Source organism: Pseudomonas sp. (assembly GCF_036404235.1).
Lineage (GTDB): Bacteria > Pseudomonadota > Gammaproteobacteria > Pseudomonadales > Pseudomonadaceae > Aquipseudomonas.
In genome coordinates this window covers 1-18035 of record NZ_DASWOT010000037.1, presented here as the reverse complement: position 1 = coordinate 18035, position 18035 = coordinate 1, and the positions used below count along the sequence as shown (strand labels likewise).

Genomic DNA, 18035 nt, shown 5'->3' with positions numbered 1-18035 from the left:
GGAGTTGCGGGTTTAGCGGTCGATAGCTGTTGTACCAAAACCGGAGTTCAGTCATGACCACTATCAACGCTTCTTCCCTGAGTTCTTATTCCAGCACGTTCACTGCCGCCGTGAAGAAAGATGCCACCACCGCGACTGACAGCGATAGCGATACAACCTCCACCGTGTCTACGGCCACCAGCGGCTCTACCGATGCCACTGCAAAAACAGGCGCTGGGGCAGGTGCTGGCGGATCGTCTAGTTCGTCGAGCAGCACCAGCGACGCGGCGATCGAGAAGCTGGAGCAGCAAATCAAGGAAACCGAAAAACGACTTCAGGAGCAGCAAGAGCAACTGGCCTCTGCTCAGGCGAGCAAGGGGTCGGATGAGGAGAAGTCGCAGCAGGTAATGGCCATTCAGGGCCAGATCGCGACCACCAGCGCCTCGCTGGCCACCCAGGAAGCTGCGTTGGTGCAGCTGCAAAAATCCGGAAGCATCAACACCACAGCCTGACCCCTCCTGCGCTGATGTGAAGCCCCGCCTTGGTTGCGCGGGGTTTTCTGTCGGCTATATGCGTAACGATTCACGGGTTCGCTTCAGTTTCGCGCGCTCTGGCCGATATCGCCTGTAATAAAACAGGAGTTCAGCCATGACCACCATTAACACGAGTTCCCTGGGTTCGTATTCCAGCGTGTTCACGACAGGCGTAAAAACGGACGACTCGCAGACCAGTGACGTTACTTCGATCAGCGTCAATTTGCGTGGCAACGTTTATAAGCCAATTGAGGAGACTGGCAAGGCAGGGTCCTCAGAAGGCTTATCGCCTTCACAGCAGGCGATCAAACAGTTGCAGGATCAGATCAAAGAGACGCAAAAGCGTTTGCTGGAGCAACAACAGCAACTGGCTGACGCTCAGAACAGCAAGACACCTGAGCCGCAGAAGAGCCAGCAGGTCATGGCGATTCAGCAACAGGTTTCAGGGACTATGGCGCAGATGGCGGGACAACAGGCTGCACTGCTCGAGTTGATGAAAGGCAACCTCAACACGACTGCCTGATGCACCTCACAAACGAGAAGGCCCCGAAGTTATTCGCTTCAGGGCCTTTTTTTAGCCTTTGTCCCGCGGCCTTTGTAGGAGCCAACTGGTTGGCGAGGCGACCAACACGGTGCGCCTGAGACACCGCCTCGCGAACAAGTCTGGTCAAAACATTAGCGATGACGACTTGTAGGTGCGGGCTTGTCCCGCGACCGGCGGGGAACCCGTCGTAAAACCTGTGTACGCGGTGTGACAGGCAAACCGCGCTCCTACAGCTGATCTGTAGGAGCCAACTTGTTGGCGAGGCGACCAGCGCGGTGCGCCTGAGACACCGCCTCGCGAACACGTTCACTCCTACAGCCGATCAACCGAGCTTGACCGGGAACAGGGTATCTACAGCATTGGTGCGTTATGCCGCCTTGGCTTCAGCTTGAACCAGCGAGCGATTCAATGCACTGAACAACGCGCGGAAGCTGGCGGTGGTGATGTTTTCATCGATACCGACGCCATGTACCGCACGATCACCATTGACCCGCAGCTCGATGTAGGCAGCGGCTTTGGCCGTAGTGCCTGCGCCAATTGCGTGTTCGTTGTAATCCATGATTTCCACGCCAACTGGCAAGCTCGACACCAGTGCTTCCAGCGCGCCATTACCTTTGCCTTTCCAGCGTTGGGTTTCGTCGTTGACGCTGACTTCAGCATCTACCGCGCTGGTGCCGTTCTCTTCTTGCAGGCGATGGCTGATCAGCGCATACGGCTTGTTGGCTTGCAGGTATTCACGCTTGAACAACGCATAAATTTCCTGTGCGCTCATTTCCAGGCCCAGGCGGTCGGTCTCGCCCTGAACCACTTGGCTGAACTCAATCTGCATGCGGCGCGGCAGTGAGATGCCGTATTCCTGTTCGAGCAAGTAAGTGATGCCACCTTTACCTGACTGGCTGTTGACCCGAATGACCGCCTCGTAGCTGCGCCCGATGTCGGCTGGGTCGATAGGCAGGTAAGGCACCTCCCACAGAGCGTCGTCTTTCTGCTGAGCGAAACCCTTGCGGATTGCATCCTGGTGAGAGCCGGAGAATGCGGTGTGGACCAAATCGCCGACGTATGGATGACGAGGGTGAACCGGGATCTGGTTGCACTCTTCCACGACCTTGCGCACGCCGTCGATGTCAGAGAAGTCCAGCTGTGGGTTCAAGCCTTGGGTGTACATGTTCAGCGCCACGGTCACCAGGTCGACATTACCTGTGCGCTCGCCATTGCCGAACAGGCAACCCTCGACACGATCCGCGCCGGCCATCAGGCCCAGCTCGGTTGCAGCGACACCAGTGCCCCGGTCGTTGTGGGTGTGCAGGCTGATGATCACACTGTCACGACGGTTAATGTTGCGGCTGAACCACTCGATCTGGTCGGCGTAGATATTCGGTGTCGCCACTTCAACGGTGGCCGGCAGGTTGAGAATGACCTTGTTCTGCGGCGTCGCGTTCCAGACCTCAATCACCGCATCGCATACTTCCTTGGCGAACTCCAGTTCAGTGGCACTGAAGGTTTCAGGCGAGTATTCGAACTGCCATTGGGTTTCTGGCTGTTGAGCGGCGTATTTGACGAACAGCTTGGCGGCGCTGACTGCGATTTCTTTCACGCCGGCTTTGTCCTGATTGAAGACAATGCGGCGGAAGGAAGGGGAGGTGGCGTTGTACAGGTGGACGATGGCTTTCTTCGCGCCGCGCAGAGACTCAAAGGTGCGCGCAATCAGGTCTTCACGGCCTTGGGTCAGCACCTGAATGGTGGTGTCGTCCGGAATGTGGCCATCTTCGATCAGGGTGCGCACGAAATCGAAGTCGGTTTGCGATGCGGCCGGGAACGATGCTTCGATTTCCTTCACGCCGACCTGAACCAGGGTTTTCCAGAAACGCAGCTTTTTGACTGCATCCATGGGCTCGATCAACGATTGGTTACCGTCACGCAGATCGGAACTGCACCAGATCGGCACTTCGGTGATGGCTTTGGAGGGCCAGGTGCGGTCAGGCAAGTCGATAACCGGAAACGCGCGGTACTTCGTCGAGGGATCTTTGAGCATGGTCATGTGAGCAATCCTTTTTTGTACTGAGGGCCGAGAAAAGGCGGCCAGCCGATTGAAACGAAAGACGAGGGTCGAGGCACTGCGATTCAGCCTGGCAGTCGCGCACTGACGAGACTGAGGCAACGATGTTGACGCAATAGAATGAGGGTCTGAGACGTTTTCATGGAGTCAACCGTAACCAATGAGGTGAAAGCTGGCAAGCAGTTGGTAAAAATTGGGAGAAGTTCTTTTTTATCTTCAATAAGTGAGATTAATTAGCTGGTTTTTCAGAATTTTTGTTTATTTATTGCGCGGTGTGTTGGGCATTTGACAATTCCGGCTTGCATCCAGAATCGACCGCTGCTGGGCTAACGTCATTGCGGGCCTGCGGTCTCTTAGTAGGCAATGGTCATGTCCTTTGTAGAGCGCGATGGCCCGCGATGCTGTTTGATCGGTAGCCATGAACCTCAGGGCTGAAACGCACCAATAAAAATAGCTGGATCAACCCGGGTATCGTTTAGGCTAACGTTCCAATGCAAGTGCGGCCCGGTAGCACGTCCGGTTGAACCGACACGACCCACAACCCCGCCACGCGGCACAACATCACCGACTTTCACGTCGATCCTCGACATGTGGCAGAGCATGCTGATGAAGCCCTGACCGTGATCGACGACGACGGTATTACCGTTAAAGAAATAATTGCCGATCAGGATCACTTTGCCCGCGGCCGGGGATTTGATAGGCGTTCCGGTAGGTACTGCAAAGTCCAGCCCTGCGTGTGGGTTGCGCTCTTCGCCATTGAAGAACCGACGCACCCCGAATTTGCTCGACAACGGGCCATCCACCGGTTTGTCCAGTAACAGGTTGCTTGGCGTTCCCGGGCTGAAGCTGCGATAGGCCTGAATCTGTACCACCTGCTCGCCTTCGATGCGTTTCACGTCGTCCGGGTTGGGGTTCACCTGACGCTGGTTTTTCAGGGTAATGCGTTGCTCTGGATACTTCTTGCTGCCCACGACAAACGCCAGATTACGGCTACCGCTCGCGTCTTTGGCGACCAGTTGCTGGCTGCCCGGCTTGACGGTCAACGGCACCCCTACGATCGCCAGCCAGCGATTGCCTTGCTCCTTGATCACCAACACAGGTTTGCCCTGATAAGAAGCTTTTGGTGCGTCGGTAGCAGAACCAAGGTCGACGACGGCCACTCCCCCGGGCACCGGTTTATCCAGCGCGCGTGTGATGTAGCTGTCCGGCTGCGTGGCGGCGAAAGCAGGCAACGCCAGGCAAAAACCCAACGCAGTGGTAATCAACGATCGAACGATAAAATCCGGCATCAATAGGTCAATCCAGTAAAGAGAAAGTCACGGGCGTCAGATGGTTGTCTTCCACGCGCACCAACAGCTCGCCGTCACCCAGTTTTGCCGTCAGGCGCTGTCCGGTCTTGGTCTGCTCGGCACGGCGGATCGCGTGGCCTTTTTCGTCCAGCAGGATGCTGTAACCACGGCCCAGTGTTGCCAGCGGGCTGACGACATTCAACGTCTGTACCTGATTTTGCAGCTGTAGGCGGCGGGTCTTGAGCGTGTCTTTGATTGCCCTCGGCAGACGTTCGGCCAGCACGTCCAGGCGCTGACGCAAGAATGCCAACGTACGTCCCGGATGTTGCGCCGCCAATCGGCTTTGCAGATGACCCATGCGCACCTGGCGCTTGTGCATTTGCTGCTCGAAGGCCCGACGCATGCGCATGTCCAGGTCATCGAGGCGCTGGGCCCGCTGGCGCAGACGTTCGCCGGGGTGACGCAGACGACGGGAAACCCCGTCCAGTCGTAGTTTCTCGCGCATCAGCCGGTCTTGCATGCGGCTGATCAGGCGCCGTTTCAGGCTGTCTACCCGACGCTGCAGATCGCTGGAGTCAGGCGCTAACAACTCTGCGGCGGCGGAGGGCGTTGGTGCGCGAACGTCGGCGACAAAATCGCTGATCGACACATCGGTCTCATGACCCACCGCGCTGACAATCGGCGTCACGCAGGCGTCAATCGCTCGCGCCACGGCTTCCTCGTTGAAGCACCATAGATCCTCCAGCGACCCGCCGCCGCGCGCCAGGATCAGCGCATCGAAACCTCGGCCGTCGGCCAGTTTAAGCGCGCGCACGATTTGCCCAATGGCTTCGCGGCCCTGCACGGCGGTGGGGATCAAGGTCAGTTCAACGCTGGGCGCACGACGGCGGAATACGCTGATGATGTCGCGAATCACTGCGCCGGTCGGCGAACTGATGATCCCGATACGCTGTGGATGCAGTGGCAGCGCGACTTTGCGTTCGGCGCTGAACAAGCCTTCGGCGCTGAGTTTCTCCTTCAGCGCATCGAAGGCCAGGCGCAGTGCGCCATCGCCTGCGGGTTCGACCGTGTCGAGAATCAGTTGATAGTCGCCGCGACCTTCGAACAGCGACACCTTACCGCGCACCTTGACCGCCAGGCCATCCTTCAACGCCTGGCGCACCCGCGCCGCGTTCTGCCGGAACAGCGCACAACGCACCTGGGCACCCGTGTCTTTCAGGGTGAAGTACACGTGGCCGGAGGCGGGGCGCGAAAGGTTGGAGATCTCGCCCTCCACCCAGATGTTGGCGAACACATCTTCGAGCAGCACACGGGCGCGGCCATTGAGTTGGCTGACGGTGAGAACTTCCCGGTCCAGGCCGAGTCTTGCGAAGGGGTCTTTGATCATGGCGGGCATGATAAAGGGAATGAGGCTTTGCCCACCACATTAGATGAGCATCGCGATCTGCGTGAAGGCCAGCCGCTCATCCTTCCAGCGCGGGTTTTGCGCATGATTCCGATCTATGGCGCATCGTCGGCCAACAATTAAATCAACCCCGGCGGCTCAACCCGCCTAAAATACCGGCCTCGTATTTTCAGCGCCTTGAGGCTCCACCCGATGTCCGCCACTGCACCCAATACCCAGCCCGCGCCGGATCACCGTGCTCAGTTTCTGAGTTTGCTCGAGACCTGCCTGACGCAAAACTCGCTGATCAAGCTGGTGCTGGCCAAGTACGTCGGGGCCGAGCCTGCGCTGCAACGGGTGATCATCAAGCCGCTGACGGTCAAGGATCAGCCCTGCTTGTCCTTTGTCTACCGGTACAAGACACGCGACATCACCAAGAATCACCCCCTGAACGAAGCGCAGGCGCTGATCGCAGGTTTGTTGCCCGAATCGTTCAAGAATGCGCACTTGCTTTTACTCACTGACGAAGTGCAGTTGGAGTTCAGCAAAAAGGGCAAAAGCACGCTGTTTCGCAACAAGGCCCAGCAGCAGCGCGAAGCACCCTCGGCTGATCATGATCGCGAGAAAAAACGCTATCTGGAGTTGACCCGCCCGTTTCTGACTGATCTGGGCGTGACCAACACACAGCATGAGTTGATCCCGGCCATGTCACGCAAGTGGAAGCAGATCAACAAGTTCATCGAGGTGTTTTCCCACGCCCTGGCGTCTTCGCCAATCAAGCTTGATCAGCCGATCACCGTCGCCGACTTCGGTTCGGGCAAGGGCTACCTGACGTTCGCCATTCACGATTACCTGCGCAACACCTTGCAGGCACAAGGAAACGTGACGGGCGTCGAGTTGCGTGAGGACATGGTCACGCTGTGCAACAACGCAGCCGCGCAGCTTGAGCATCCAGGGCTGGTGTTCAAGCACGGTGATGTACGTTCGGTGGCGCCAAGCGCGTTGGATGTGATGATCGCTTTGCACGCGTGTGACATCGCCACCGACTACGCGATCCACACTGGGATTCGTTCCGGGGCGTCGATCATCATGTGCTCGCCGTGCTGTCACAAACAGATCCGCTTGCAGATCCAGAGTCCGACGTTGCTTAAGCCGATGCTGCAATACGGTCTGCACATGGGCCAACAGGCCGAGATGGTCACCGATGCCTTGCGTGCATTGCTGCTGGAAGCCTGTGGCTACGAGACCAAAGTCTTCGAATTCATCTCGTTGGAACACACCAACAAAAACAAGATGATTCTGGCCGTCAAGCGCGCTTCACCAGTTGATCGGGCCCAATTGCTGATGAAAATCCAGGAACTGAAAACCTTCTACGGTATTCAGGAACAGTGCCTGGAAACCCTGCTCCAGGCGGACGCGTTGATCTAAAGGGTCGTGCCGAGGGGCTTGGGCGCAATGACCGCTGTCTTGCGTCCCAACATCACTGTGACGATGACGCCTGCTGCAAATATCCAGGTGATCGGGTCAATGTGCTCGCCGAAGAACAGCGCTGAAAAGGCCATGGTGAAGAAAATCTGCACCAACTGAATCTGACTCACCCGTGCGATGCCGCCCATGGCCAGGCCCGCGTACCAGGCGAAGAAACCGATGAATTGCGAGAAGATCGACACGTAGCCGAACGCCCACCAGGTGCCCGTCGAAATAGGGCCTTGATGTTGGGAGGCCAGGTAGGTGACAGGTCCGAGCAAAATCGGACTCGACAATACCAGCGCCCAACAGATCACCTGCCAGCCGCCCATCTGCCTGGCCAGTCGCCCACCCTCGGCATAACCCAAGCCACCAATGGCCACCGCCGCCAGCATCCAGAGATCGCCCGTCTGGATATTGCCGGCACCGCTGATCAGTGCATAAGCCAGCACCAGCGCACTGCCCAATGCCGCACATCCCCAGAATGCTTTTGAAGGGCGCTCGTGGGACAACCACGCCGCATAAATCGCCACCAACAAAGGCTGTAGGCCGTTGACCAAAGCGCCGTGAGAGGCAGGCAGGGTTTTCATCGCCCAGGCCGACAACACAGGGAAGCCGATGATCACCCCCAGCGCCACCACCATCAGCGCTTTGAACTGCGCCCAAGTCGGCCACTTTTCTCGCCGCCATAGCAACAGCGCCGCTGCCGGGATCGCCGCCAGCAGGGCTCGACCCAGACCGTTGAGCAGCGGATGAATCTCCTGCACTACGATGCGAGTCATGGGCAGCGTCAGGCTGAAGATCACCACCCCGATCAGGCCGAGGAACATTCCGGTGTTTTCGCGAGAGGACATGATGGAGCGTGCCTTATTGTTATGGGTGAGAAAAGGGCGCCTATCTAGCCACAGATTGGCCGCGTTTCCCCTTTACAGCTAATCACGGATTTATCCGTACACTTTGTAAAAGCCTGCCTGACCAGCCTTCGGTCGGGATCGCTGAGGTTTCACAGTTCGTCAGCTGATATTGGTTCGAAACTTGAATGCAACCTGACTGCAACAGTTTGAGGGTCAAACTGGTGCCAACTCATTCAGCCAGGAGAAGCATCGTGTCAGTCATCGGAAAGTGGGCCTTGCAAGCGGTAGTCGTGTTCCTGTTCGCCTGGCTGGCGACTGTCACGGCACAGTGGGGCAGCGGCATCGTTAAAACCACCGGCAATGACCGCCTTGCGGCCCTCAGCAGCGTCCGTCTTTCGACAGACACAGTCGGCAGCAGCGTCAATAAAAAAGCGCAAGGCACCGCGATTGTGGACGCGTTGGGGCAGGGTAACGAGTGACTGCTGGGCGATGGGAAGAATTGAAGCGCTGAGGCCGGCTTACTGCTTACTCTGCCGGCTTTGCTTGGATGCGATCATGGGTGTCGCCCTGCTTGCTCCGAGCAGGGCCAGATTGATTTTTGAAAAAGTGCGAAAAATAAAATCAGTCCCCGGACACCCGCCGCCTCGATACCTGGTTGCCTCTCAATCGACCCCAACAAACCCGCCAGTCTGATGCGCCCACAGCCGCGCATACAATCCTTTGTGCGCCAGCAGCTCGGCATGGGTGCCGGTCTCGGCGATCTGTCCGTTTTCCAGGACCACTAGGCGATCCATCCGCGCTATGGTCGACAGCCGGTGCGCGATGGCGATCACGGTCTTGCCTTGCATCAGGGTTTCCAGGCTCTCCTGGATGGCTGCCTCAACCTCGGAGTCCAGCGCCGAGGTCGCTTCGTCCATGATCAGGATCGGCGCGTCCTTGAGCAACACTCGAGTAATCGCGATCCGCTGACGCTGCCCACCCGACAACTTCACCCCGCGTTCGCCGACATGGGCATCAAGCCCGGTGCGTCCTTCGGAGTCGGTCAGCAACGGAATGAACTCATCAGCGCGGGCCTTGCGCATCGCTTCCCATAGCTCGGCGTCCGTGGCATCTGGTTTGCCGTACAGCAGGTTGTCGCGAATCGATCGGTGCAGCAGCGAGGTATCCTGGGTAATCATGCCGATGTGCGAGCGCAGGCTTTCCTGAGCAACGTGGGAAATGTCCTGATCATCGATCAGAATCCTGCCGCCTTGTACGTCATACAGCCTGAGCAGCAGGTTTACCAACGTCGATTTACCTGCGCCGGAAGGACCGATCAAACCGATTTTTTCACCCGGTTTAATGTCCAGGTTCAGGCCTGCGATCACGCCCCTGCCTTTACCGTAATGGAAGTCCAGATTCTCGAATTTCACGCCACCGTGTTTCACTTCCAGGGTCGGCGCGGCTTCGCGGTCGATGACGCCGACGGGCTGGGAAATACTCTCCAAGCCGTCCTGCACCATGCCGATGTTTTCGAAAATGCCGTTGACCACCCACATGATCCAGCCGGACATGTTGACGATGCGGATCGCAAGACCTGTGGCCAGTGCAATTGCGCCCACCGAGATCAGCGACTGGCTCCACAGCCACAGCGCAAGGCCAGTAGTCCACACGATCAAAATACCGTTGAGCGTGGTGATCACGGTGTCCATCGAGGTGATGACACGACCGGCCAGTTGAGTTTTTTCGGTCTGTTCGCTGATCGCTTCGCGGGCGTATTGCTGCTCGGAATTGGTATGCGCGAACAGCTTCAGGGTGGTGATGTTGGTGTAGCCGTCGACGATGCGACCCATCAGCTTGGAGCGGGCATCGGACGACACGACCGAGCGTTCTTTCACACGCGGCACGAAGTACCACAGCGCAATGATGTAAGCCGCGATCCAGCTCAACAGCGGAATCATCAGCCGCCAATCAGCCTCGGCGAACAACACCAGCGAACTGATGGCATAGATCAGCACATGCCAGAGCGCGTCCACGGCCTGCACGGCAGAATCACGCAGCGAATTGCCGGTCTGCATGATGCGCTGGGCGATACGCCCGGCGAAGTCGTTCTGGAAGAAGTTCAGGCTCTGTTTCAGCACGTAGCTGTGGTTTTGCCAGCGAATCATGCTGGTCATGCCGGGGCTGATGGTCTGGTGTACCAGCAAGTCGTGCAGGCCAACGAAGATAGGCCGCAACACCAGCGCAACGACCACCATCCAGATCAGTTCAGTGGCATGTTCACGAAAGAAGTTGGGGTTCGGTGTGCCCTGTGCCAGGTCGATAATGCGGCTCAGGTAACTGAACAACGACACCTCGATCAATGCGCCGATCAGCCCGACTATCAACAACGCCACAAAGCTTGGCCAGACCTGACGCAGGTAGTACACGTAGAACGACAGCACTTTATTGGGCGGCGCGGCGGTGGGGGCTTCGCGGAAGATATCGATCAGTTGTTCGAAACGGCGATAGAACATTGGCTATGACACCCGCGGGTTAGGCGGGCTCTCCTTGCTGAGGGCAGACCTGGTCAGACCGCATGAAACCACGATGGGCTCAGGCCGGTTTCATGCGGCAGACGCACCAAGCTTGGTTTCAGTTAATGCGCTTTGCGGATTTGATCAGGATTGGATCGATGGGCACATTTTGCATGCCGCTTTTGGTGGTGGTCTGTGCGTGAACAATGTTGTCCACCACGTCCATGCCTTTGACCACCTTGCCGAACACCGCGTAACCGAAGTCGCGCACGCCGTTGTCGAGCATGGCGTTGTCGTTGGTGTTGATGAAGAACTGGCTGGTGGCTGAGTTCACATCGGACGTACGGGCCATGGCGAGGGTGCCGCGCACGTTATGCAGACCGTTATTGGCTTCATTCTTGATCGGGTCTTTGGTGTCTTTTTGCATCATCTGCGGCGTAAAACCACCGCCTTGCACCATGAAGCCCGGGATCACACGATGAAATATCGTGCCGTTATAGAAGTTGCTGTCCACATAGCCGAGAAAGTTCTTGGTACTGACCGGCGCCTTGTCCTGTTCCAGCTCAATTTCTATCTGGCCGAAACTGGTGTCCAGCACCACATGCGGGGCCGGGGCGGCCATCAGGTTTGAGGTGAACAGTACAGCGGCGGCGCAGAGAGCAATTTTTTTCAGCATGAGGCAGAAGTCCTGAAAAGTGATTTTCGACGGCAAAAAACAGGACGTAAGAGAAGCACGTTTGCGCGGATTTTGACAGCGTGCCATGCCTTCGCCGACTTAATCTGGATGAGCCGCGAGGAAGGCCATCAGTATCCGGTTGAATTCATCTGGTTGATCCAGGGGCGTCGCGTGCCGGGAGTTGTCGATGACCTGCAAGTGAGCATCACCGATCAACTGGATGTAATCGACCTTCAACTGGACCGGGGTGTAGTCGTTGTCGGCTGAGATGATCAGCACAGGGCAATCGATACGCGATAGCCGCCCTTGCACCCCCCAGCCCACAATCGCGTCGAAACTGGCGAGGTAGGCACGTTTGTCGTTCTGCGCCCAGCGTTTGGCGATCCTGTGCCGCAGGTCGGATTGCTCGGGTTTGGGGAACAGGTTTTTGCCCAGTCCTTTGCCAATGGTTTCCATGCTGAACAGCCGCGCGAGCGTCCAGCGTTTGGCGTATTGCCAGAAATCGTTGGCAGTTTTGATTTTTACTTCAGGAGCGCTATTGACGATGGTCAAGCTCTTGAGCAGATGTGGATGATCGACCGCCAGTTGAAAGCCAATCATCCCGCCCATCGACAGGCCGACGAAGTGAACCGGACCGAGCTGTAAATGTTCGAGCAACGCTTGGATGTCAGCGCTGAAGCCTGGGATGCTATAGCGCTCCTTGGGTTTGTCGGAGCGCCCGTGGCCGCGCACATCGACAGCGATCACCCGGTAATGGGCCGACAACGTCGGAATCTGGTATTCCCAATCCTGGCAACTGGACCCAAGGCCATGCACCAGCAATACCGGCGCGCCATGGCCGTATTCTTCGTAATGCAGTGAACAACCGTCGTGCTCGAAAAATGCCATCTGGGTACGTCCTTGTTTTGAGCGAGAAGCAGTGCTGGGCTGAAGGTGTGTCACCCGCTAATCGCAGCCAATCAAGCCAGTTGCTGCGCCATAAACGGTGCGTCCAGCGGCGCGGTGTCGAAGGTCTGGATCAGCTCGATGAGAATCTGCGTCGCCGGGCCCAGCGGTTTGTCCTTGCTGGAGTAAAGGTAGAACAGCGGATGACGACTGCCACCTTTGTCCAGCGGCAGGATCTTCAGCACGCCTTCTTTGAGCTCGCGCTCGATGATGTGTTTTGGCAGCCAGGCGAATCCCAGGCCGCTGCTGACGAAGGTCGCGGCGGTCGCCAGGCTCCCGACGGTCCAGCGTTGCTCTGCACCCAGCCAACCGACATCACGAGGCTGGCTGCGGCCGGAGTCGCGGATGACCACCTGCAACTGGCTCTCCAGATCCTGAAAATTCAACTCACGGTGCATTTGATGCAGCGCATGTTCAGGGTGGGCCACGGCGACGAACTCGACGGCACTCATCTCGGTCCCCAGATACCCGGCAATGCTGAAGCTGCTGATGGCCAGGTCGGCCACCCCTTCGAGCAGTACATCTTCCACGCCGGACAACACTTCCTCGCGCAGACGAACGCGACATCCACGGCTCTGCGGCATAAACGCCGTCAACGCCCGCACCAAGCGAGCATTGGGGTAGGCCGCATCGACCACCAGACGCACTTCGGCTTCCCAGCCCTGCTCCATGTGATGGGCCAAATCCTCCAACTGACTGGCTTGTTTAACCAGTTGCCGCGAGCGCCGTAACAGCACTCCCCCTGCCTCGGTCAGCACGGCTTTGCGGCCATCGATGCGCAGCAGCGGTACACCCAACTGCTCCTGCATCCGCGCGACGGTGTAACTCACCGAAGACTGCGAACGGTGCAGCGCTTCGGCGGCCTGGGCAAAACCGCCATGATCGACCACAGCCTGCAATGTTCGCCATTGATCAAGGGTCACGCGGGGCGCTTTCATCTTTCGTTCCTGTTGTCCTAAGCTGGCATCTCTTAATGGAGGCTGCCGAATGAAAGAATTCTGTTGTGTGCTACTGGCAATGTTGCCGCTGAGCGCGTTTGCTTATCCCATCGATGTCGACAAGGACCTAAACGGCGTGCAGATCGATTACAGCAGCCACGACACCGCGTACGACATTGGCAATATCACGCTGAACAACTACGGCACCGTCCCCGCTAAATGCAGCGTGGTATTTCGCAACGGTCCCGAAGCGCCGCGCACGCGACGGGTTCAGGTCGCGGCAAAGAGCAGCGCAGACGTCACCGCAAAGTTCAACCGCGAAATCATCAAGCTCTACATCAAGCTCAAGTGCGAGCCTCAATAACGTCGTCTGGACTGAAAGGGAGCGTACTGCTCCCTCGTGGATAAAACAATTTATTGGATGTTTAGTAGCAGGTTTTTACGCTTTTTAATCGATAGAGCCGCGCATAATCTTCACTCCATCGACTTACACACCTCCTCGGTGGAGAACCCCATGTCCAGCGTCCTTATCATTGAAAGCAGCGCTCGTCAACAAGACTCCGTCTCTCGCCAGTTAACCCAGCAATTCATCAGTCAATGGCGCAATGCACATCCGACTGATGAGGTCACGGTTCGCGACCTGGCGGTGGATCAAGTGCCGCATCTGGATCTCAATCTGCTGGGCGGCTGGATGAAGCCGGCTGATCAACGCAGCGCTGGCGAACAGTCCGCGCTGGATCGCTCCAATGAGCTGACGCAAGAGTTGGTTGCCGCCGATGTGTTGGTACTGGCCGCGCCGATGTACAACTTCGCCATCCCCAGCACACTGAAATCATGGTTCGACCATGTGCTGCGCGCGGGCTTGACCTTCAAGTACGGCCAGACCGGGCCACAAGGTTTGTTGATTGGCAAGCGCGCATACGTACTCACGGCTCGCGGCGGGATTTATGCGGGCAGCACGCTTGACCACCAAGAGCCGTATCTGCGTCAGATACTAGGATTTGTCGGTATATACGATGTCACGTTTATTCACGCGGAAGGCTTGAACATGGGCGGCGACTTCTCCGAGAAAGGGCTCAACCAAGCCGTTGCCAAACTGACCCAAGTGGCTTAATCGCAAGTTAATCGCGCTGCGTCATGCTGCTTGCGTTCATCGACTCCCTTTGGCATCTGAATGCTCCTGGATGCACTGCCCGATATCCCTCTATTTGCGCGGGGGGTATCGGGTTTTTTTATGTCGACTGTCAATGGCTTTTGTCACCCCCTTCGAGAGCCAAATTGCAAAGGTTTTTCGTCAGCTGGATGTGCTGCACGCTGCGAAACACAGGCGCTAGAGCGGCGCTTGTCTGATATCAGCAGCATCGATACCCATGATTCACTACAGTGGTTTTTCAAACGTCGGCCAAGCACATAAAGTCGCTCCACCGAAAAGATTCAACCCCAAATTACTGGAGCAACTGATCATGAAAACTTCTATCGCATTTGGTTTCGCTTTGTCAGTTCTGGCCTCTACCGCGGTCTTCGCCAGCCCTGAAAAACCGTTTCAACGCGCTATCGTCGATACTTTGAGCACTAGCGTCATCGACTCCAAAGTAGCAGCTAAGGACAGCGTCAAACCTTTCGATAGCAAATCTTCCAGTACCGTGATCGTTGCTGAAAATCGCAAAGAATTCGGCTCGCAGTATCAACGCTACTAAGTGCAGGGTGCCTGTGCTGTACTTCAAAAGCCCAGCGGACGCTGGGCTTTTTGTTAGTGCGTTTTTTTAGGGGCCGTTTGCGTTTTGTCGTGGCAGTTCACAACGAAACGGGAACGGACCTTTAAGGTGTCGCTGCCTTCGCCAGGCCCGCTCGCAGATCCGTGCCGCTCGGCTGTTGATAAAGACTCAAACCGAACTCTGGCAGCACCGCCAACAGGTAATCGAAAATATCCCCTTGAACCCGCTCGTAGTCGGCCCAGTCGGTGGTGCGGGTAAAGCAATAGATCTCCAGCGGTACGCCTTGGGCGGTGGTTTCCATTTGCCGAACCATGCAGGTCATGTCGGGATGAATGTCCGGGTGACTTTTCAGGTAAGCCTGCGCGTATGCACGAAAGGTTCCCAGGTTGGTCATGCGACGACGATTGGCCGAGACCTGCGCGACATTACCTTGCGCTTCGTTCCAGGCATGGAGTTCTGCTTTTTTGCGACCGATGTAATCGGTGAGCAGGCGCACTTGGGTCAACTTCTGCTCCGCTTCATCGCTCATGAAACGTACACCGCTGGCGTCGATGGACAGGCTGCGCTTGATCCGTCGACCTCCGGCCTGCTGCATGCCGCGCCATAATCACCGGTACCAGTTCAATACTAATATCCCAAGCCCACTACTCCCTCACCCCCGAATTACCCCAAAACGTCCAAGAGGAGGCAGCTTTTTCCAAGTAGGAAAATGAATATCACCGCATACTATCTACTCAATACTAAAGCGCCCAGAGCCCGCTCTACAGGGCAAATCTGATTCCCTGCGCCTACCGTCACTGCGATCAGCAACCCAATTTTTCATCCCTGTGGCTTGCCTCACTCCTGGAGTGGCCACCTCTGTAATGGTCACAATCAGCGTTTGTATGAAGCGTTCATGGCATCAGTCCTTTTGCGCCGGAAGCCAGAAGCCAGAAGCCAGAAGCCATTGTGGTTGAGGCTTGGTGCCTTCCCCACAGAATGGAGTGTGCAACGAGAAATGGTGAGCCGTAGCAGCACCACTCGCCTACCAGTTGATGGCAGTGAGATAGCTACCATCTAAGATCGTCTTTTGATGGGGCAGGAGGCATTCGCGCTCCTGGCGCTTGCGAGCAACAGACTCAGACCCAGCCCTAGGACTCGGCTCTCGAATCTGGTTCATCTCGCTGCAGATCTTTTCACCCCGCATGCTCCGTAGCTACACTTGAGGTGTTCAGTACCTTCCCAGAAGAGTTCACGCATGGCCTTCGCCCTCAACATCAACACCCGCTACATCAACGATGACACCGGGCGGGAGATTGAGCTTCCAGGCATCTGGACTCAGGACGGCGTGCTCATTTCGCATCTGCGCTATCTTGCATCCTCCAGAAAACAGAAGCTCAGCCCGTCTTGGAGAGAGCGTAGCCGTTACGCGATCAAGCTTCTTCTGGATTACATCCGAGCAAACGAGGGGCTCTTCGATAAGGCCCTGCCTTTATTGGATAGCTTCGTGTTGGCGCTGCGGATGGGGACAATCAATGTCGAAACACAGACCGACCCCAGCGGGCTCTACTGGCTGCCGAAAAGTGCTGAGGTCGAGCATACCTTGCTCGGTCATATCACCTCATATACAGACTGGCTTGCGGAAGAGCCTGCCTATAAAGCGAGGCGTGCCAATCCGCTTGTCAGAGCCACCACTGATGAAGAGCGAATGAACTGGTGTGCCTACTATCACAAGAAGTCCAATGCATTTTTGAATCATCTCCCCGACTATGAAAATGCCGCAAAGGCGAATGCCTTGGCTCGCATGGTTCAGGCAGCGCGTCGTTCAAAATCTCATGGGCGAGACGCCAAGCGCTTTCCTGAGTCGGAAATTCACAACCTACTTACAAACGGTTGGGTAAGGAGCTGTGCGGATCCGAAAGCGAGCCCAGATGACTTTATCGATTGGAAAGGTAAAGCAATCACAATCCTCATGCATTACGGCGGGTTGAGGAAATCTGAGCCGTTTCACTTGTACTTGTCTGACATTATCTATGATCCTGAGCTCAAGGAGCTGATTGTTCGAATTTGGCATCCAGTTGACGGCCGCGTTGAGTTCGAGGAGGGCTACTCGAATCGCCGAGATTATCTGAATAGGAAATTCAGAATGGAGCCTCGCAACCGTCTTGGCAAAAACCTTGCTTTGCATGCAGGATGGAAGAATCCACTCCTTAAAAATGGAGCGGATGGCTACATTGAGGTTGCGTTTTTTCCGTTAACTGCTGCCAAGCTTTTTATGGAAAGCTACCTCATGTACTTGAAGCACCGAGTGAACCCACCACTGACGGCTTCTCACCCATACGCCTTTACAAACACTGAAGGCGAGCCGGAAACGGTTAAAAATTTCAACCGCCAGCACATCGCTGCTGTTGAGCGAATTGGGCTTCAGCATGCTAAGAGGGTGGGTACGAGCGAGCATGGTCATCGTCATGCTTACGGATATCGGCTGGAGGAGGGGGAGGTTGCACCAACAGTTATCCAGAAAGCTTTACATCAAAAAAGCCGGAGCTCTCAGGAGGTGTACAAGGAGCCAAATGCCAAGGACATGCGAGATGCGTTCAGAAAAGGTGAGCGTGTTCTGGAAGAAAAGCGCCGGAAAGAGCAGTCCGACGAGTAAATGTAGGGGCGCTTTAGCTATTAGTTCTTTGACTGGCATGTAGCTAATAAAAGCCAATTGGCGGAGCAGGCGTTTGGCTCGATTGGCGGGCTGTATGAAGTCGAGCGACACACCAAGGAAATGAGCGACTGACCCCATTGGCGATTTCGCCAGGAAACAGCCGTGCCCATCGCTGGAAAGCTGCATTAGTGGATGCTGGCGCAGCGTGAACTTGTGCCCGAGGACGTGGCCACGGCCAAAGCTCTGGATTACAGCCTGAAACGCTGGGGCAGCGAAGACGCGCTACCTGCAAGATTCTGCTGTGCCCACCGACAACGACCAGATCGAGAACTTGATCCGGTCGAGGGCGGTCGAACTGGTTATTTGCCGGGTCGGTTCGCAGCAGCGTATGCGTCCGGCCAAGTCATCTACCCAGCCCCGCAACGCCAAGACATGGTGTGCCCTTAAATTTAAGTGGGCACCAGTTCTAGCCTTTTAAGCGGGTATTTCATGCAGCCAACGCGCCGTTCCTATTCCAAATCCTTC

16 protein-coding genes and 2 pseudogenes are annotated in these 18035 nt (G+C 56.6%); 9 read left to right on the top strand and 9 right to left on the bottom strand.

Going from position 1 to position 18035, the window contains the following annotated elements; all coding sequences use genetic code 11:
* The first annotated feature begins 53 nt into the window (after nucleotides 1–53).
* Both VGC62_RS04785 and VGC62_RS04780 read left to right on the top strand, forming a co-directional pair.
* Entirely contained in the window at nucleotides 54–491 is a 438-nt protein-coding gene (locus VGC62_RS04785) for a hypothetical protein (protein ID WP_331185919.1), read from the top strand.
* Between the two features lie 136 nt (nucleotides 492–627).
* Nucleotides 628–1035, top strand: a complete 408-nt coding sequence (locus VGC62_RS04780) for a hypothetical protein (protein ID WP_331185918.1) — start codon at nucleotides 628–630, stop codon at nucleotides 1033–1035.
* Between the two features lie 388 nt (nucleotides 1036–1423).
* Here the strand turns inward: VGC62_RS04780 and leuA are convergent, their stop codons facing one another.
* The 3 genes from leuA to xseA form a co-directional block, all read right to left on the bottom strand.
* On the bottom strand, nucleotides 1424–3094 hold the full coding sequence (gene leuA / locus VGC62_RS04775; protein ID WP_331185917.1) for a 2-isopropylmalate synthase: 1671 nt from the start codon (nucleotides 3092–3094) through the stop codon (nucleotides 1424–1426).
* 443 nt (nucleotides 3095–3537) lie between these two features.
* Entirely contained in the window at nucleotides 3538–4401 is an 864-nt protein-coding gene (locus VGC62_RS04770) for a peptidoglycan DD-metalloendopeptidase family protein (protein WP_331185916.1), read from the bottom strand.
* Nucleotides 4402–4408: 7 nt separating this feature from the next.
* Nucleotides 4409–5788: an exodeoxyribonuclease VII large subunit gene (xseA, locus tag VGC62_RS04765; protein ID WP_331185915.1), complete on the bottom strand. Its 1380-nt coding sequence runs from the start codon at nucleotides 5786–5788 to the stop codon at nucleotides 4409–4411.
* 210 nt (nucleotides 5789–5998) lie between these two features.
* Here xseA and VGC62_RS04760 point away from each other — a divergent pair, with 210 nt between their 5' ends.
* A complete protein-coding gene (locus tag VGC62_RS04760) occupies nucleotides 5999–7213 on the top strand; it encodes an SAM-dependent methyltransferase (protein ID WP_331185914.1) in 1215 nt (404 codons plus the stop codon).
* Here VGC62_RS04760 and VGC62_RS04755 read toward each other — a convergent pair.
* Nucleotides 7210–8106, bottom strand: a complete 897-nt coding sequence (locus VGC62_RS04755) for a DMT family transporter (RefSeq protein WP_331185913.1) — start codon at nucleotides 8104–8106, stop codon at nucleotides 7210–7212. The two genes, VGC62_RS04760 and VGC62_RS04755, sit on opposite strands and share 4 nt — an antisense overlap.
* Before the next feature lie 251 nt (nucleotides 8107–8357).
* On the opposite strand from VGC62_RS04755, the gene VGC62_RS04750 reads away from it, so the two are divergent.
* A complete protein-coding gene (locus tag VGC62_RS04750) occupies nucleotides 8358–8585 on the top strand; it encodes a hypothetical protein (RefSeq protein ID WP_331185912.1) in 228 nt (75 codons plus the stop codon).
* Nucleotides 8586–8768: 183 nt separating this feature from the next.
* Here VGC62_RS04750 and VGC62_RS04745 read toward each other — a convergent pair whose 3' ends face one another.
* The 4 genes from VGC62_RS04745 to VGC62_RS04730 form a co-directional block, all read right to left on the bottom strand.
* Complete coding sequence (locus tag VGC62_RS04745) at nucleotides 8769–10601, bottom strand: ABC transporter ATP-binding protein (RefSeq protein WP_331185911.1); 1833 nt, start codon at nucleotides 10599–10601, stop codon at nucleotides 8769–8771.
* Nucleotides 10602–10719: 118 nt separating this feature from the next.
* Nucleotides 10720–11277 (bottom strand): peptidylprolyl isomerase, encoded by a 558-nt coding sequence (locus VGC62_RS04740; protein ID WP_331185910.1) that lies wholly within the window; start codon nucleotides 11275–11277, stop codon nucleotides 10720–10722.
* A gap of 99 nt (nucleotides 11278–11376) precedes the next feature.
* Nucleotides 11377–12165, bottom strand: coding sequence for an alpha/beta hydrolase (locus VGC62_RS04735; protein ID WP_331185909.1), 789 nt, complete (start codon nucleotides 12163–12165; stop codon nucleotides 11377–11379).
* Between the two features lie 71 nt (nucleotides 12166–12236).
* Nucleotides 12237–13160: a LysR family transcriptional regulator gene (locus tag VGC62_RS04730; protein ID WP_331185908.1), complete on the bottom strand. Its 924-nt coding sequence runs from the start codon at nucleotides 13158–13160 to the stop codon at nucleotides 12237–12239.
* A gap of 49 nt (nucleotides 13161–13209) precedes the next feature.
* On the opposite strand from VGC62_RS04730, the gene VGC62_RS04725 reads away from it, so the two are divergent.
* The 3 genes from VGC62_RS04725 (at nucleotide 13210) to VGC62_RS04715 (ending at nucleotide 14857) form a co-directional block, all read left to right on the top strand.
* Entirely contained in the window at nucleotides 13210–13524 is a 315-nt protein-coding gene (locus tag VGC62_RS04725; protein ID WP_331185907.1) for a 3-phosphoglycerate kinase, read from the top strand.
* A gap of 150 nt (nucleotides 13525–13674) precedes the next feature.
* The gene (locus VGC62_RS04720) at nucleotides 13675–14274 is read left to right on the top strand and encodes an FMN-dependent NADH-azoreductase (RefSeq protein ID WP_331185906.1); all 600 of its coding nucleotides are present in this window, start codon (nucleotides 13675–13677) and stop codon (nucleotides 14272–14274) included.
* Nucleotides 14275–14623: 349 nt separating this feature from the next.
* On the top strand, nucleotides 14624–14857 hold the full coding sequence (locus VGC62_RS04715; protein ID WP_331185905.1) for a hypothetical protein: 234 nt from the start codon (nucleotides 14624–14626) through the stop codon (nucleotides 14855–14857).
* A 121-nt stretch (nucleotides 14858–14978) separates the two neighbouring features.
* On the opposite strand, the pseudogene VGC62_RS04710 reads toward VGC62_RS04715, so the two are convergent.
* Nucleotides 14979–15479, bottom strand: a pseudogene (locus VGC62_RS04710) (mechanosensitive ion channel family protein); the annotation flags it as partial.
* A 633-nt stretch (nucleotides 15480–16112) separates the two neighbouring features.
* Between VGC62_RS04710 and gmtY the strand changes: the two are divergent.
* Entirely contained in the window at nucleotides 16113–17510 is a 1398-nt protein-coding gene (gene gmtY / locus VGC62_RS04705; protein ID WP_331185904.1) for a gamma-mobile-trio recombinase GmtY, read from the top strand.
* A gap of 24 nt (nucleotides 17511–17534) precedes the next feature.
* Nucleotides 17535–17893, top strand: a pseudogene (locus tag VGC62_RS04700) (IS66 family transposase); the annotation flags it as partial.
* Between the last annotated feature and the right edge of the window lie 142 nt (nucleotides 17894–18035).

Excerpts from the sequence above, each read along its gene's own strand:
- VGC62_RS04735 (WP_331185909.1), bottom strand. The coding sequence starts at position 12,165 with ATGGCATTTTTCGAGCACGACGGTTGTTCACTGCATTACGAAGAATAC.
- VGC62_RS04730 (WP_331185908.1), bottom strand. The coding sequence starts at position 13,160 with ATGAAAGCGCCCCGCGTGACCCTTGATCAATGGCGAACATTGCAGGCT.
- VGC62_RS04745 (WP_331185911.1), bottom strand. The coding sequence starts at position 10,601 with ATGTTCTATCGCCGTTTCGAACAACTGATCGATATCTTCCGCGAAGCC.
- VGC62_RS04755 (WP_331185913.1), bottom strand. The coding sequence starts at position 8,106 with ATGTCCTCTCGCGAAAACACCGGAATGTTCCTCGGCCTGATCGGGGTG.
- VGC62_RS04780 (WP_331185918.1), top strand. The coding sequence starts at position 628 with ATGACCACCATTAACACGAGTTCCCTGGGTTCGTATTCCAGCGTGTTC.
- VGC62_RS04725 (WP_331185907.1), top strand. The coding sequence starts at position 13,210 with ATGAAAGAATTCTGTTGTGTGCTACTGGCAATGTTGCCGCTGAGCGCG.
- VGC62_RS04785 (WP_331185919.1), top strand. The coding sequence starts at position 54 with ATGACCACTATCAACGCTTCTTCCCTGAGTTCTTATTCCAGCACGTTC.
- leuA (WP_331185917.1), bottom strand. The coding sequence starts at position 3,094 with ATGACCATGCTCAAAGATCCCTCGACGAAGTACCGCGCGTTTCCGGTT.
- VGC62_RS04760 (WP_331185914.1), top strand. The coding sequence starts at position 5,999 with ATGTCCGCCACTGCACCCAATACCCAGCCCGCGCCGGATCACCGTGCT.
- xseA (WP_331185915.1), bottom strand. The coding sequence starts at position 5,788 with ATGATCAAAGACCCCTTCGCAAGACTCGGCCTGGACCGGGAAGTTCTC.
- VGC62_RS04715 (WP_331185905.1), top strand. The coding sequence starts at position 14,624 with ATGAAAACTTCTATCGCATTTGGTTTCGCTTTGTCAGTTCTGGCCTCT.
- gmtY (WP_331185904.1), top strand. The coding sequence starts at position 16,113 with ATGGCCTTCGCCCTCAACATCAACACCCGCTACATCAACGATGACACC.
- VGC62_RS04720 (WP_331185906.1), top strand. The coding sequence starts at position 13,675 with ATGTCCAGCGTCCTTATCATTGAAAGCAGCGCTCGTCAACAAGACTCC.
- VGC62_RS04740 (WP_331185910.1), bottom strand. The coding sequence starts at position 11,277 with ATGCTGAAAAAAATTGCTCTCTGCGCCGCCGCTGTACTGTTCACCTCA.
- VGC62_RS04770 (WP_331185916.1), bottom strand. The coding sequence starts at position 4,401 with ATGCCGGATTTTATCGTTCGATCGTTGATTACCACTGCGTTGGGTTTT.